The sequence below is a fragment of the Nocardioides pacificus genome (genome assembly GCF_054775955.1).
Genome location: NZ_BAAHCI010000005.1, coordinates 997659 through 1012405 on the forward strand (window position 1 = coordinate 997659; position 14747 = coordinate 1012405).

The window sequence follows — 14747 nt, forward strand, 5'->3', positions numbered from 1 at the left end:
GGCGCGACGCACTTAGGGCATGCTGGTTCGTCGTGATCCCCGAGGACTCCAGGTTCGAGAACGATCCCGACGAGGTGCTACCCGACCGGCTCCCCCTTCCCGAGGGCTGGACGGTCGGCGGCGCGGACCCCGAGGACCCCGGAGACGTCGCCCAGCTGACGGCGCTGCTGCGCCGCCACGAGGAGGTCGCCCGCGGGTGGGCCTCGGCCGGTGAGGACTCGGTCCTCGTCGAGATCTCCGAGCACGGGGAGCGCACCCGCGCCAACGTCGTCATCCGAGACGCCGACGGGGTGGCGCGTGCCTGGGGCAGCGTCCACGACCGTGCGGCGGGGCGGATGCTCTATGTCCACCTGGTCGACCGCGACGTCGCCGAGGAGGTGGCCGAGCAGTGCTCGCAGGTGCTCTACGAGTGGGCCGAGGCCCAGGCCCGCGAGGTCGGTGCGGCCCGCGGGCTCGACGTCCAGCAGATCGACACCGGCGCCTTCGCCGACGACGAGCGCCAGCACAAGTGGCTCGAGAACGCCGGCTTCAACCGGGTCCGCACCTGGTGGCAGATGAACCGCCCCGTGAGCGCCGACGAGTCGGCCCTGGTGCCCGACCCGGCGCGCTGGGAGCGCAAGGGCGTGGTCTTCCGCCGTGTCGAGCGCGAGGGCAGCGGCATGCCCGACGAGGCCGACCTGCGTGCCGTGCACGAGGTGCTCGAGGGCGCCTTCACCGACCACTTCAACTCGCGCGAGGAGAGCTTCGCCGAGTTCGTGCACCGTCTGCGCGAGGACCCCGGCCACCGCTGGGACCACTGGTGGCTGGCCGAGATCGTGGACGGCGACGGGGCCCCTGAGGCCGCCGGCGCCCTGGTCGGCACCCTCTCGGAGACCGAGGACGGCCCGGACGGGTCGTACGTCGACTACCTGGGCGTGCTCGCCAACGCCCGCGGACGCGGGGTCGCCAAGGGGCTGCTCACCACGATCATCGCCGACGCGGCGGAGCGCGGCCACGACCGTGTCGGGCTCGAGGTCGACGCCGACTCACCGACCGGCGCGGACGGGCTCTACACCGGCATGGGGTGGCAGACCCGCTACGTCACCGAGTCCTGGCACAAGGACATCCCGGTCAGCTGAGCGGCTCGCGCTTGGTGAGGGGGACCGGGTCGACAGCCTCCCCGCCCGGCTCCAGCGACGCCCGCAGCGCCCGGTGGATGCCGGCCGGGGTGAGCACGCCGACGAACTGCGCGCCCCGGCGTACGCCGACCACGGCGCGGTCGTCGCGCAGCATCACCGCGAGCGCCTCCTCGAGGGTGGCGCCGACGTCGACCGCCGCGGCGAGGTCGCCGGTGCGCACCCCGTCGAGGGGCTCCAGGTGGGTCTCATCGATCCGGGTCACCGCGAGCCGGCGCAGCCCCCGGGTCGAGCCGACGAAGTCCGCCACGAAGTCGTCGACCGGACGGGCCAGCAGCTCGGCGGGGGTGTCGTACTGCGCGAGCCAACCCCCTTCCGCGAAAATCGCCACCCGGTCGCCCATCCGCACCGCCTCGTCGATGTCGTGGGTCACCAGCACCACGGTCTTGCCGAGGTCACGCTGTAGGCGCAGGAACTCGTCCTGCAGCTTGGTGCGCACCAGCGGGTCGACCGCGCCGAACGGCTCGTCCATCAGCAGCACCGGCGGGTTCGCCGCCAGCGCCCGGGCGACGCCGACACGCTGCTGCTGACCACCGGAGAGCTGGTGGGGATAGCGGTCCGCGTACGTCGCGGGGTCGAGGCCGACCAGCTCCAGCAGCTCGGTCGCCCGGGCGCGCGCAGTGGCCCGGGACTCGCCGTACAGCAGCGGCACGGTCATCACGTTGGCGATGATCCTCTGGTGGGGGAAGAGCCCCACCTGCTGGATGACGTAGCCGATGCCCCGCCGCAGCTGCACCGGATCCTGGTGGGTGACGTCCTGCCCGTCGATCTCGATCGTGCCGGTGCTGGGCTCGATCAGCCGGTTGATCATCTTCAGCGTCGTGGACTTGCCGCAGCCCGACGGGCCGACCAGGCAGACCAGCTCGCCTCGACCGACGGAGAGGTCGAGCTCGTGCACGGCGACCGGCCCGTCGCCGTACCTCTTGCTCACGCCGGAGAGCCGGATCATGGGGACTTCGGTAGCGTCCATGCCGTGACCCTACTGACCCAGGTGGCCGGCGCGCCGGTCAGCGAGCCCAGCTGCTACAGCCTGCTGGCCAACGAGTGGGTGTGCTGGGACTACGTGGTGGATCGCCGTCCCGAGCTGATCGACGCCACCACCCAGCACCTCACGATCACCGCGGCGGCGCTGGTCCTGGGGATGCTGATCGCCCTCCCGCTCGCTCTCCTGGCCCGCCGCCTCCCGCGGTTGGAGGGCGCCCTGCTGGCGACCGCCTCCGGGATCTATGCGGTGCCGTCGCTGGCGCTCTTCCCGCTGCTGGTTCCCTTCACCGGGCTGAGCGCGACGACCGTCGTGATCGGGCTCGCGCTCTATGCGCTGACGATCCTGGTCCGTGCCGTCCTCGACGGTCTGCGCGCCGTGCCCGATCATGTGCGTGAGTCGGCCACGGGCCTGGGCTACTCGGCCTCCGGGCGGCTGCTGCGCGTCGAGCTGCCGCTCGCCCTGCCCGTGATGCTGGCGGGCCTCCGGGTCGCCACGGTGTCGACGGTGGCGCTGACGACGGTCGGCTCGGTGGTCGCCTACGGCGGGCTCGGCAACCTGCTGGCCAGCGGGGTCAGCACCAACTTCCGGGCCCAGCTGCTCGCCGCCGCGGTGCTGTGTGTCGTGATCGCCGTCGTGCTGGACCTTCTCATCGTCGTGGCCCAGTGGCTGCTGACGCCGTGGGCGCGGGGGGTGCGTGCGTGAGCACGCTGAGCAACGCCTTCTCCTACCTCCTCGAGTGGTCCCACTGGTCCGGCGACGGCGGGATGCTGGAGCTGCTCGTCCAGCAGCTGCTGGTCACGGTGACCGCCCTGCTGATGGCGATGGCGGTGGGCCTCCCGGTGGCGCTGCTGCTCGGGCACCTCGGCTGGGGAGGGTTGCTCGCGATCAACATCTCCAACGTCGGCCGGGCGGTCCCGACCTTCGCGCTGCTCGCGCTCCTGGTGGCGGCCGACTGGCCGGGTACGGCGACGCTGGGCCCCTACGGCCGGGCGGGGATGGCGACGTTGCTCGCGCTGACGTTCTTCGCCCTGCCGCCGATCATCACGCAGGCCTACACCGCGATGCGCGAGGTGCCCGCCGACGTGGTCGACGCCGCGCGCGGGATGGGCATGACCGGCCCTCAGCTCTTCGCGCGCATCGAGCTCCCGCTGGCGCTGCCCCTCGTGGCGGCCGGCCTGCGGATGGCGTTGGTCCAGCTGTGGGCCACCGCCACCATCGCCGCCCTGGTCGCCGGGCCCGGTCTCGGCCGGGTGATCACCGACGGCTTCGCCCGCAACCTCTACGGGCAGGCCATCGCCGGGGCGATCGTGGTCGCCGTCGTCGCCCTGCTCCTCGAACTCGTCTCGTCCCTGCTCCAGCGCGCGGCCTCCGGTCGCCGTACACAGAAGGTGGTATCCGCATGATGATCCGACGCACGCTGACCACGCTCCTCGCGGCCGGCACCCTCGTGCTCGCCGCCGGGTGCGCCGACGACGAGCTCACCGAGGCCGAGGACGATGCGCCGGCGCAGTCGTCCGGTGGGGGCTCGGTCACCATCGCCACGCAGTCCTTCGACGAGGCCGCGCTGATGGCCGCGATGTATGCCGCTGTCCTCGAGGACGCCGGCTACGACGTCGAGACCAAGAGCGTGACCGAGCGCGGCGCCTACCTGAAGGAGATGCCCGGCGGCGTCGACCTCGCGCCGGAGTACGTCGGCGGGCTCACCGACTACCTCAACACGACGGTCAACGGCGAGGACGCCGAGTCGCTCACCACGACGGACACCCAGGAGACCGTCGACAACGTCACGCCGCTGCTGGAGGAGAAGGGCCTGACCCTCCTCGAGCCGGCGGAGGCGACCTCGGCGAACGCCTACTTCATCACCGAGGACTACGCCCTCGAGAACTCCGTCACCAAGCTCTCGCAGCTGGCGGGGGAGTCGGTCGTGCTGGCCGCCCACCCCGACTGCACGGGGCGCTCGGACTGTGAGGCCGGGCTGAAGGAGGTCTATGACATCGACATCACCAAGGTGCTGCCGCTGGGCTTCGCGTCGCCGCAGACCTACCAGGCGGTGCTCGACGGTGAGGCTCAGCTCGGCCAGACCGGCACGCTGGACGGCACCCTGGAGAGCCAGGGACTGGTGCTGCTCGAGGACGACAAGTCCATCCAGCCCGCGCAGAACCTCGTCCCGCTCGTCAGCGACGAGTTCCTGGCCGAGCACGAGGACGTCGAGGGCCTGCTCAACGAGCTGATGGGCTCCCTCGACAACGAGATCCTGGCTGAGCTGCTGGTCCGGGTCTCCGTCGACCGCGAGAAGCCCGCCGACGTGGCGACCGACTTCCTCACCGAAGAGGGCCTCCTCTAACCAGCCCAGCCCAGCCCAGCCCCGGCCCCAACAGCCCAGTCGGCGCAAGTTGTCAGCCGAGTCGGCGCAAGTTGTCAGCCGAGTCGGCGCTCCTTCACCGCCCAGTCGGCGCAATTTCACAAACGCGGATCCGTCGAGTCGGTCCGGGCTCTCACGAGTCCGGGCCGACTCAGCCGATTTCGGAGGAGCGCTCGCGTCGACTCGTGCCCCCACTCTGGTGAAGATGCGCCGACTCGGGCGTGAAGATGCGCCGACTCGGGCGTGAAGTTGCGCCGACTCGGCGGTGAAGATGCGCCGGGTCGGGTGGGTGGTCAGGCCTCGTGCGGGCGTACGACGAGCGCGGCGGGCGCCACGGTGGCGGGGTCGAGGACGTCGGGCGGGACGGCGAGGCGCGGAGGGGCGGTGGGGTCGGCCAGGTCGACGGCGCGGGGGACCGGCCCGCCGAGCCCCGCGACGTACTCCATCAGCCGGGCGGCGTCGGCACGCCTGTCCTGCTCGACGAGCCAGCCGACCAGCCGGTGCACGGGCGGGAGGCCGCTGTGCACGAGCGAGCGCTCGCCCCACAGCTCGGTCACCCCGGCGTGCAGGAGGTCCCACCACTCGTCGGAGCAACCGGGGATCTCGGTGAAGTAGCGGTGCAGGTCGCCGGGCAGGACCCGGTCGAGCGAGGTCGCCAGCGTCGCCTCGTCGCCGAGCTCGCGCACCGACTCCAGCGTCATCTGCTTGGTGAGGAAGCGGTCGCGCAGGTCGTCGAGCGAGGAGCGCTGCTGGGTGATCGAGGAGCCCTCGCCGCGGATCCGCCAGTGGTAGACCACGTCGGGGATCACGTCGAAGCGGCCGCGCAGGTAGGCCAGCGTGGTCGCCGGCTGGTCCTCGTAGCGGACCCCCTCCGGCCACGACAGCCCCGCCGACTCCCACCAGGAGCGCCGGAACAGCTTGTTCCACGCGAAGACGTCGCCCAGGATCTCCGGGTGCTCGCCGGCGGTGATGCCGATCCGCCGCTGCGCGTGCAGCCGCGCCATCCACGGCGGCTCGCGCAGCTCGCCGTCCTCCCAGCGCACGCAGCCGGCGGTGACGAAGTCGGACCCGCTGCGCTCGAGGGTGCGCACCATCGTGGCGTACGCCCTGCGCGGGAGGACGTCGTCGGAGTCGAGGAACGCCACGTAGTCGCCGGTGACGTGGCGCAGCCCCTCGTTGCGGGCCGCGCCGAGGCCGCCGTTGGGGGTGTGCACCACGCGCACCCGGTCGTCGCGAGCGGCGTAGGCCTCGGCGATGTCCCCGGAGGAGTCCGGCGACCCGTCATCGACCACGACCACCTCGAGCGCCCGGTGCGTCTGGGCGAGCACGCTGTCGAGGCAGGCGGGCAGGTAGCGCTCCACGTCGTACACCGGCACGACGACGCTGACCACCGGCCCGCGTCCCGCGCGGCTCCACCCACCGAACCTCATGGGCCCGAGGCTATCGGCGGCCGGGGCTCGGCCCGCCCCCGGCGGTAGGCTGCACGCTCGTGACCGCCGTACCTCCCGCCGCAGCCCCCTCCCCGTCTGCGAGCCCGTCCTCCTCCTCGGCCGAGATCCCGCGCAAGGTCCTCTTCGTGGCCGGTGCCGGGCGCAGCGGCACCAGCACCCTGTCGGGCATCGTGCAGCGGCTGGGCCTGCACGTGCCGCAGCCCGAGGTCGTCCCCGACGAGACCAATCCCAAGGGCTTCGGGGAGCCGCAGTGGGTCGTCGACCTGCACAACCGCCTGCTCGACTCGATCGCGGTCGCGGTGAGCGACGCCCGCCCGGCCGCGTGGTCGCAGACCGCAGTTGTCGCGGCCGACGACGAGCGCCGGGCCGCGGCGGCGCAATGGCTCGAGGGCCACTTCGCCGAGGGCACCGAGCTGGTCGTCAAGGACCCGCGGCTGAGCTGGTTCCTCGAGATGTGGCGCGACGCCGCGCTGCGCACCGACGCCACCCCGGTCTTCGCCACCATGCTGCGCCCGCCGGCGGAGGTGGTCGGCAGCAAGCAGAAGTACTACGACAGCCCGCTCGGCGCCGCCCACCTGGCCGCCTCGTGGGTCAACATGCTGCTGCACACCGAGCTCGCCACCCGCACCGACGCCGACTCGCGGGCGAGCGCCGGGGCCAGGGTGTTCGTGCGCTACGCGGACCTGCTCGACGACTGGCGCGGGACCACGATGCACGTCGGCGAGACCCTCGGTATCGAGCACGTGCGCCGCGCCACCTCCCAGGAGCTGGCCGCGGTCGAGGGGTTCGTCGACCCGAGCCTGCGCCGGGTCACGGTCCGTCTGGAGGAGCTCGAGCTGCCCTCGCGTCTGCACGAGCTGACCGCGCACACCTGGGAGGAGCTCAACAAGCTCGCCGACCCGGGCGGCGACACGCCGGCCGTGCATGCGGCCCTCGACGAGCTGCGCGCGGCCTACGTCGCGCTCTACGACGAGTCCGCCGCCATCTCGCGCTCCTCGGCGGTGGCCTCCGCCGAGATCGCCCGCCGTCGCGCCTCGCGCCCCCCGGCCCCGCGCGGCATCGTCGATCGCGTGCCGCACCGGGTCCGCGCGGCGATCCCGCCGTCGGTGCGTCGAGGGGTACGACGCGCGCTGCGGCGCCCGCGTCCCTGATCTGTTGCCTGCCGCCTGATCGACGCCTGATCGACGCCTGGCTCAGGGCCGGACGACGAGCCGCGTGAGCGCGCCGTCGTGGACGACCACGCCGCCGGTGGCCTCGGCGACGGAGTCGAGCGCGACGTCGGCCACCAGCTCGCGTCGCCCGTCCGGCACCGGGCGCGCCGTACCGCCGTCCAGGTCCAGGGCCCGCAACGAGCCGCGCACCGGCCGGTTCCCCAGCACGTGCCCCGGCTCGATCGCCACCGCGGTGCCGCCCGCCATCCGTCGTACGACGTCGAGCCAGGCCGCGTCGCGCCCGGTGCCCACCTCGGCGCGCGCGCCGAGCCCGTCGTCGGCCAGCGGCCACCAGTCGGCCAGCCAGTGACCGACCGACGGGGGCACGCCGGTCTCGTTGACCCGGCTGCCCAGCCGCTCGCGCCCGCTCAGCGGGTCGACGTGGACGAACTTGGGATAGCCGTCGACGTCGACCTGCACGACGTGGGCCGGCACGTGGCAGAGCCAGTCGACCGCGAGCACCAGCCCGTCGAAGCCGGCCGGCAGGTCGTGGCGCACGAGGGTGTCGGGCAGCGCCACGGTCAGGTCGGGGGCCAGCACGCCGGCGGAGCCCAGCAGCACGACCGCCCGCGGCGCGTGGCCGCGGACCAGGTCGACCAGGGCCTCACGGTCGCGTGCGAACGCCGGCGGGTGCTCGCGCAGGTAGCCCTCCGGGCCGAAGGCGGCCTGGTCCCAGGCCTGCTTCCAGGCGGGGTCCGTGGGGGCCGGCAGCCCTGGCATCCCCAGACTCGTGGTGCTCATGTCCGCCGACCCTACGTGCGTGCGGCCGGCCGATCGGGGCCGCCCCGGGGGTGCCGGAGTTACCCAGGTCACTTTCCCGTGCGGTTCCCCTGAGGAATGCCGACGCGTACATTCCTCGTTGAACTCGGTGACGCCCGGCACCAGCCGGCGCCACACCCACAGCTCGAGCACACCGTCCGGTACCCGCCCCGGCCCTCCTCGGAGGGTGGTCGGAGGGACTGGAACGAAAGGTTCGGTCATGACGCACCCGCTCCGGGTGGGGGTCATCGGCGCAGGTCGCGTCGGTGCCGTCCTCGCCGCTGCTCTCCGCACCGCGGGCCACGACATCGTGGCGGCCGCCGGCGAGTCCGACGCATCCCTGTCCCGCATCGCGGCCCTGCTGCCCGGTGTGCCCAACGCGAAGCCGACCGCCGTCGCCCGCGACTGCGACCTGCTGCTGCTCACGGTCCCCGACGACATGCTGCCCAACGTCGTCTCCACGCTCGTCGGCAGCGGAGCCGTCCACGAGGGCCAGTACGTCGTGCACACCTCCGGCCGGCACGGTCTGACGGTGCTCGCCGACGCGCTCGCCGTCGGCGCGCGTCCGGTCGCGATGCACCCGGCGATGACGTTCACCGGCACCGAGGTCGACCTCGACCGCCTGGGCGGCTGCGTCTTCGGCGTCACCGCCGAGACGCCGGAGCGCGCACTCGTCGAGGGTCTGGTCGCCGACCTCGGCGGGCGCCCGATGTGGGTCCCGGAGGAGCGCCGCACGCTCTACCACGCAGGCCTGGCGCACGGGGCCAACCACCTCGTCACGCTGGTGACCGAGGCGATGGAGATGCTGGCCGCCGCCGGCGCCGACAACCCGGCCGACACCCTGCGCCCGCTGCTCAACGCCGCGCTCGACAACGCGCTCACTCACGGCGACGCCGCGCTGACCGGCCCCATCGTGCGCGGCGACGTCAACACCGTGCGCGCGCACATCGCCGACCTCACCGCCAACGCGCCGCACACGCTCCCGTCGTACGTCGCGATGGGGCGCGCCACGCTCAGCCGCGCGGTCGTCGACGGCCGCCTCCTGCCGATCCGGGCCGCGCGCATCGCCGAGCTGCTCGGCATCGACGTCGAGGCGTTGGCCCACGGCCCGAGCACCGGGGTCCAGGGCGGGGTCGCAGGCGGGATCACAGGAGCGCAGCCACGATGAGCGCCGCCCCCGTGCTCGCGGAGACCCGCGAGCAGCTGTCCGCCCTGCTCGCTCCCCACCGTGCAGCGGGGCGTCGGGTCGGGTTCGTGCCGACGATGGGCGCGCTGCACGAGGGCCACGCCAGCCTGATGAGCGTCGCCCGCGACCGGGTCGGCGACGGTCCGGTCGTGGTCTCGATCTTCGTCAACCCGATGCAGTTCGGGGAGGGCGAGGACCTCGACCGCTACCCGCGCACCCTCGAGGCCGACCTGGCGATCTGCGCCGAGGCCGGGGTCGACGTCGTGTTCGCGCCCAGTGTCGAGGAGGTCTACCCGGGCGGACCGCCCCAGGTGACGGTCGACCCGGGCCCCCTCGAGGGCGTCCTGGAGGGTCGCTCCCGCCCCGGACACTTCCGCGGCGTGCTCACGGTCGTCGCCAAGCTCCTCGGCCTGGTCCGTCCCGACGTCGCGGTGTTCGGGGAGAAGGACTACCAGCAGCTCGTCGTCGTGCGGCGGATGGTCAGCGACCTGTGCCTGGCCGTCGACGTCGTCGGCGGGCCCACCCTGCGCGAGGAGGGCGGTCTGGCGATGAGCTCGCGCAACCGCTACCTCGATGCCGAGCAGCGGATCCGGGCCCTGCACCTCTCCGCAGCCCTGTACGCCGCTCAGGCGGCCGCCGCGGAGGGCGTGGAGGCCGCCTACGCCGCCGCCCGGTCGGCGCTGCGCCAGGCGCACGGCGTGGACCTCGACTACCTGACGATCACCGCGCCCGACCTGGGGCCCCTGCCCGACGACGTACCCCAGGCCACCCCCGCCCGGATCCTGATCGCCGCCCGCGTCGGCGGCACCCGCCTCCTCGACAACCTGCCGCTGCTGCTGGGGGCGACTCCCGAGCCGGCCCCCGACCACTCAGCAACCGACCGATCAGCCCTCGACCATTCAGCCCCTGACCACTCAGACCACCCAGCCATGAGGGAAGTCCACTGATGCTGCGCACCATGATGAAGAGCAAGATCCACCGCGCGACGGTGACGCAGGCCGACCTGCACTACGTCGGCTCCGTGACCGTCGACGAGGACCTGCTCGACGCCGCCGACCTGCTGGCCGGCGAGCTCGTCCACATCGTCGACGTGACCAACGGCGCCCGGATCGAGACCTACACGATCGCAGGCGAGCGGGGGTCGGGCGTCATCGGGATCAACGGTGCCGCGGCCCGGCTAGTCCACCCCGGTGACGTGGTGATCCTGATTGGCTACGGCCAGATGGACACCGCCGAGGCACGCGAGCTCAAGCCCCACGTCGTCTTCGTGGACGCCGACAACGCGATCGTCCAGACCGGCTCCGACCCGGCCGAGGCGCTCCTCGGCAGCGGCCTGGTGCGCGGCGACCTGACCGCCGCCGGACGCTGAGCGGGGCGGGCAGCCGGATGCGCCGATGACGCCGATGACGCCGAACCAGCATCCTCTGGCCCAGCATTCTGTGGCCCAGCATTCTGTGGCCCAGCATTCTGTGGCCCAGCATCCTGCGGCGCAGCATCCTGTGGCGCAGCACCCCCTGCCGGCGCGCCTGAGCGCGCCCGAGCCCGGGTGGACGACCCGCGCCGACGTGGTCGTGATCGGCTCCGGCATCGCCGGCCTGACCGCGGCCCTGAGGATCCACGCGGGAATCCACGAGGGGCTGCTGGCGGACGTGCCAGCGGGGCAGAGCCCCGGACGCGTCCTCGTCGTCACCAAGGACGTCCTCCACGCCGGCTCCACCCAGTGGGCGCAGGGCGGCATCGCCGCGGCCCTGGGGCCGGAGGACACCCCCGCCGCGCACGAGCTCGACACGCTGGTGGCGGGGGCCGGGGCCTGCGACCTCGACGCCGTACGCGCCCTGGTCACCGAGGGCCCCGAGGCGGTCCGCGAGCTGATCGCGCTCGGCACCCAGTTCGACCACTCGCCCGACGGCGTCCTCTCGCTGACCCGTGAGGGAGGCCACCACCGCGACCGGATCGCGCACGCCGGCGGCGACGCCACCGGGGCTGAGATCCAGCGGGCCCTGATCGCGGCGGTGCGGGCGGCGCCCGAGATCGAGGTCATCGAGCACGCGCTCGCGGTGGATCTGCTGCTCGACGCCGACCAGGGCGTCGCCGGCGTCACGCTGCACGTGATGGGGGAGGGGCAGCGCGACGGCGTCGGGGCCGTGCTGTGCCGCGCGGTGGTGCTGGCCAGCGGCGGCCTGGGACAGGTCTTCTCGCAGACCACCAACCCGGCCGTGTCGACCGGTGACGGCCTCGCGGTCGCCCTGCGCGCGGGGGCCGTGCTGCGCGACATCGAGTTCGTCCAGTTCCACCCCACGGTGATGTACCTCGGCCCCGACTCCCGCGGCCAGCAGCCCCTGATCTCCGAGGCGGTGCGCGGGGAGGGCGCCTTCCTCGTCGACTTCGAGGGGCGGCGCTTCATGCAGGGCGAGCACGAGCTGGCCGACCTGGCGCCGCGCGACGTGGTGGCCAAGGCGATCACCCGGCGGATGCACGAGACCGGCCACCCGCACATGTGGCTCGACGCCCGCCACCTGGGCCGCGACTTCTGGCAGCGGCGCTTCCCGACCGTGCTGGCCAGCTGCCTGGCCCACGGCGTCGACCCGGTCACCGACCTGATCCCGGTGGCGCCGGCCTGCCACTACGCCTCGGGCGGCGTCGCCACCGACCTGTGGGGGCGCACCTCCGTGCCGGGGCTCTACGCCACCGGCGAGGTCGCCTGCTCCGGTGTCCACGGCGCCAACCGCCTGGCCTCCAACTCGCTGCTCGAGGGGCTGGTCTTCTCCCGGCGGATCGCGGACGTCCTGCCCGCCGAGCTCCGGCCCTGGCGTGAGCCGGCGGCTGACACGCGGGTCGCCGGCCTGGTCCCCGGAGGCGTACGACGCGAGCTGCAGGAGGTGATGACCGCCCGGGCGGGCGTGCTGCGCAGCGCGGAGGGGCTGGCGGAGGCAGGTCGGATGCTCGACAAGCTGGCCGCGCCCGGCGCCGGCACGGTCGACCAGGAGGCCTGGGAGACCACCAACCTCGTCACGATCAGCTCGGCGCTCGTCGCCGCGGCATCGCTGCGTGAGGAGACCCGCGGCTCGCACTGGCGCGACGACTTCCCGACGCGCGACGACGCCACCTGGTCGGGCCATCTCGACCTCAGCCTGCGACCCGGCGACGCCGCGGCCGCCCCGGCCCTGGCCGTCACCTTCCAGCCCACCGCGCCCACCGACCTCGCCGACGCCCCAGAAATCGCCAGTGCAGCCCCAGAAATCGCCAGTGCAGGAGATCCCGCATGACCCCCCAGACGCCCCCGGACTCCACCGCCCTCGTCACCGCGATCGCGGCCCTGCCGCTGAGCGAGCTGCCCGACGCGCTCGTCGCGGAGCTGTCGGGCGTTGGCCTCGACCCGGCGCGGGTGCACGCGGACGTCGCCGCCGCGATCGCCGAGGACCTCCCCGGCGACGACGTGACGAGCTGGGCGACGATCCCGGCCGGTCAGCGCGGCACGGCCGACCTGGTCGCCCGCCAGGACGGCACGGTCGCCGGGCTCGCGGTGGCCGAGCTCGTGTTCCGCCACGTCCTGGGCCACGACGTCGACGTCGAGCGCCCGGTGGTGGACGGCACCGCGGTCCGGCGCGGCGACGTACTGCTCTCGGCGACGGGCCCCACCGCCCTGCTGCTGACCGCGGAGCGCACGGCTCTCAACTACGCCAGCCACCTCTCCGGGGTGGCCACCGCCACCGCCGACTGGGTCGCCGCCCTCGAGGGCACCGGCGCGCGGGTGCGCGACACCCGCAAGACGATCCCGCACTTCCGGGCGCTGGAGAAGTACGCCGTGCGCTGCGGCGGCGGGGTCAACCACCGGGCGACGCTCTCGGACCAGGCGCTGGTCAAGGACAACCACGTGCTGGCCGCGGGCGGCGTCGTCGAGGCCTATCGGCTGATCCGCGCTCGCTACCCCGACGTGCCGGTGCAGGTCGAGGTGACCACGCTCGCGCAGCTCGAGGAGCTGCTGGCGGTCGGGGCGGATCAGGTGCTGCTGGACAACATGTCCACCGAGCAGATGGCCGAGGCGGTGCGCCTCACCGCCGGGCGCGCCACGCTGGAGGCCTCGGGCGGGCTCTCCCTGCAGCAGGCGCGCGAGGTCGCGGCCACCGGCGTCGACTTCCTGGCGGTCGGCGCGCTCACCCACTCCGCGCCGGTCATGGACATCGCCATGGACCTGCGGTCGGGGGCGCTGTCGCCCGCCGAGGGCCGGCCGTGAGTCTGCTCGCCGCCGACATCGGCAACAGCCACACCGTGCTGGGGCTGGTCGAGGACGGCGAGGTGCTGGCCCACTGGCGGGTCGCGACCGACGAGCGGCGCACCGCCGACGAGTGGGCGGTGCTGCTGCGCGGTCTCCTCGCCGACGCGCCGGCGTCGGTCCGCAGGAGTGATGGACCCGCTGGGATCGAGCTGGCCGGGATCTCGGTGTGCAGCACCGTCCCGTCGGTGCTGCACGAGTGGCGCGACATGCTCGCCGACCGGTTCGCGGACGTCCCCCACGTCGTCGTCGAGCCGGGCGTGCGCACCGGCGTCCCGATCCTGATGGACAACCCGCGCGAGGTGGGCGCCGACCGGATCGTCAACGCCCTCGCCGCGGCCACCCTGCACGGCGGACCGGCCATCGTCGTGGACTTCGGGGGGACCGCCACCACCTTCGACGTGGTGAGCGCCGCCGGCCAGTACGTCGGCGGGGCCATCGCGCCCGGGATCGAGATCTCCCTGGAGGCACTCGGTCGGCGGGGCGCCCAGCTGCGCAAGGTGGAATTGCTGCGCCCGCGTTCGGTGATCGCGAAGAACACCGTCGAGGCTTTGCAGTCCGGAATGCTGTTCGGCGTCGCCTCGCAGGTCGAGGGAATCGTCGCGCGGATGATCGCCGAGCTCGGCGTCGCGACTGCGGATGTTCACGTGATCGCCACTGGATATCTGGCGCCGGTGGTCCTTGCCGAATGCGACTGCTTCACGGCCCATTCGCCGTTGCTCACTCTTCGTGGCCTCGAGCTGGTCTTCCTGCGCAACGCCTGAACACCTCTTCGTGGGCCAACCGTGAGGTGGTTTTCGCGCATTCGGCGCGCGGTGTTGAATCCCGGGGTCGAAAGTCCCACGATTTCTTGCAGTGCCGTGTGGCATGATTCACTCGCGATATCGAATTGTCCGATTCATGGGAGTGTGAAATGGCGCAAAAGGTCAGTATCCAGCTCGTTGACGACATCGACGGCAGTGACGCCGGCGAGACTATTTCGTTCGGGCTCGACGGTGCGTCCTACGAAATCGACCTGAATGACGCGAATGCGGCGGCGCTGCGCGAGGCGCTCTCGCCGTACGTCGGGCACGCCCGCAAGCTGAGCGCAGCTCCGCGCCGCGCCCGTCGCGGCTCCGGGGCGAGCACCGCAGCCTCCGGCGGCCCCAGCGCCAAGGAGATCCGCGAGTGGGCGCGCGACAACGGCTGGGAGGTCCCCGAGCGTGGCCGCGTCTCCTCCGAGGTGCGCGAGGCGTACGACGCCGCCCACTGATCCACGCCCGCCTGCAGGCGCCGGGGTCCGCTGTTCGCTGACAGCGGACCCCTGCCTGGTCTTGCGTGGGAACACGTAGGCTTGCTGAGAAGT

At 73.1% G+C, this 14747-nt stretch carries 15 protein-coding genes; 12 read left to right on the forward strand and 3 right to left on the reverse strand.

All coding sequences use genetic code 11. The annotated features are described in order from the left end of the window. Positions 1-32 precede the first annotated feature (32 nt). Positions 33-1118, forward strand: coding sequence for a GNAT family N-acetyltransferase (locus ACYU7L_RS07365; protein WP_460794688.1), 1086 nt, complete (start codon positions 33-35; stop codon positions 1116-1118). Here ACYU7L_RS07365 and ACYU7L_RS07370 read toward each other — a convergent pair. After that, a complete protein-coding gene (locus ACYU7L_RS07370; protein WP_460794689.1) occupies positions 1111-2145 on the reverse strand; it encodes an ABC transporter ATP-binding protein in 1035 nt (344 codons plus the stop codon). The genes ACYU7L_RS07365 and ACYU7L_RS07370 overlap by 8 nt on opposite strands. A 3-nt stretch (positions 2146-2148) precedes the next feature. Between ACYU7L_RS07370 and ACYU7L_RS07375 the strand changes: the two genes are divergently transcribed. From ACYU7L_RS07375 to ACYU7L_RS07385, 3 genes are read left to right on the forward strand one after another with little or no spacing between them, the layout of a single operon-like run. Then, positions 2149-2862: an ABC transporter permease gene (locus tag ACYU7L_RS07375; protein ID WP_460794690.1), complete on the forward strand. Its 714-nt coding sequence runs from the start codon at positions 2149-2151 to the stop codon at positions 2860-2862. Continuing rightward, entirely contained in the window at positions 2859-3563 is a 705-nt protein-coding gene (locus tag ACYU7L_RS07380; RefSeq protein WP_460794691.1) for an ABC transporter permease, read from the forward strand. The genes ACYU7L_RS07375 and ACYU7L_RS07380 overlap by 4 nt, the downstream gene beginning before the upstream one ends. Further along, positions 3560-4504 carry a glycine betaine ABC transporter substrate-binding protein gene (locus ACYU7L_RS07385; protein WP_460794692.1) on the forward strand — a complete coding sequence of 315 codons (945 nt, stop codon included), beginning with the start codon at positions 3560-3562 and terminating at the stop codon, positions 4502-4504. The genes ACYU7L_RS07380 and ACYU7L_RS07385 overlap by 4 nt, the downstream gene beginning before the upstream one ends. A gap of 311 nt (positions 4505-4815) precedes the next feature. On the opposite strand, the gene ACYU7L_RS07390 is transcribed toward ACYU7L_RS07385, so the two are convergent. Continuing rightward, the gene (locus ACYU7L_RS07390) at positions 4816-5952 is read right to left on the reverse strand and encodes a glycosyltransferase family 2 protein (RefSeq protein ID WP_460794693.1); all 1137 of its coding nucleotides are present in this window, start codon (positions 5950-5952) and stop codon (positions 4816-4818) included. A gap of 59 nt (positions 5953-6011) precedes the next feature. Between ACYU7L_RS07390 and ACYU7L_RS07395 the strand changes: the two genes are divergently transcribed. Continuing rightward, positions 6012-7124, forward strand: coding sequence for a sulfotransferase family protein (locus ACYU7L_RS07395; RefSeq protein ID WP_460794694.1), 1113 nt, complete (start codon positions 6012-6014; stop codon positions 7122-7124). 42 nt (positions 7125-7166) lie between these two features. Here the strand turns inward: ACYU7L_RS07395 and ACYU7L_RS07400 are convergent, their stop codons facing one another. After that, positions 7167-7925, reverse strand: coding sequence for a hypothetical protein (locus ACYU7L_RS07400; protein ID WP_460794695.1), 759 nt, complete (start codon positions 7923-7925; stop codon positions 7167-7169). Here ACYU7L_RS07400 and ACYU7L_RS07405 point away from each other — a divergent pair. The 7 genes from ACYU7L_RS07405 to ACYU7L_RS07435 all read left to right on the forward strand — a co-directional run bounded on the left by ACYU7L_RS07405 (position 7924) and on the right by ACYU7L_RS07435 (position 14654). Continuing rightward, positions 7924-9111: a Rossmann-like and DUF2520 domain-containing protein gene (locus ACYU7L_RS07405; protein WP_460794696.1), complete on the forward strand. Its 1188-nt coding sequence runs from the start codon at positions 7924-7926 to the stop codon at positions 9109-9111. The two genes, ACYU7L_RS07400 and ACYU7L_RS07405, sit on opposite strands and share 2 nt — an antisense overlap. Beyond that, positions 9108-10076 (forward strand): pantoate--beta-alanine ligase, encoded by a 969-nt coding sequence (panC, locus tag ACYU7L_RS07410; RefSeq protein WP_460794697.1) that lies wholly within the window; start codon positions 9108-9110, stop codon positions 10074-10076. Before ACYU7L_RS07405 ends, panC begins: the two co-directional genes overlap by 4 nt. Continuing rightward, entirely contained in the window at positions 10076-10498 is a 423-nt protein-coding gene (panD, locus tag ACYU7L_RS07415) for an aspartate 1-decarboxylase (protein WP_460794698.1), read from the forward strand. The genes panC and panD overlap by 1 nt, the downstream gene beginning before the upstream one ends. A gap of 130 nt (positions 10499-10628) precedes the next feature. Then, positions 10629-12395 (forward strand): L-aspartate oxidase, encoded by a 1767-nt coding sequence (locus tag ACYU7L_RS07420; RefSeq protein ID WP_460794699.1) that lies wholly within the window; start codon positions 10629-10631, stop codon positions 12393-12395. Continuing rightward, positions 12392-13363, forward strand: a complete 972-nt coding sequence (gene nadC, locus ACYU7L_RS07425; protein WP_460794700.1) for a carboxylating nicotinate-nucleotide diphosphorylase — start codon at positions 12392-12394, stop codon at positions 13361-13363. Before ACYU7L_RS07420 ends, nadC begins: the two co-directional genes overlap by 4 nt. Beyond that, on the forward strand, positions 13360-14166 hold the full coding sequence (locus ACYU7L_RS07430) for a type III pantothenate kinase (protein ID WP_460794701.1): 807 nt from the start codon (positions 13360-13362) through the stop codon (positions 14164-14166). Before nadC ends, ACYU7L_RS07430 begins: the two co-directional genes overlap by 4 nt. A gap of 149 nt (positions 14167-14315) precedes the next feature. Continuing rightward, entirely contained in the window at positions 14316-14654 is a 339-nt protein-coding gene (locus ACYU7L_RS07435) for a histone-like nucleoid-structuring protein Lsr2 (RefSeq protein WP_460794702.1), read from the forward strand. Positions 14655-14747: the final 93 nt, after the last annotated feature.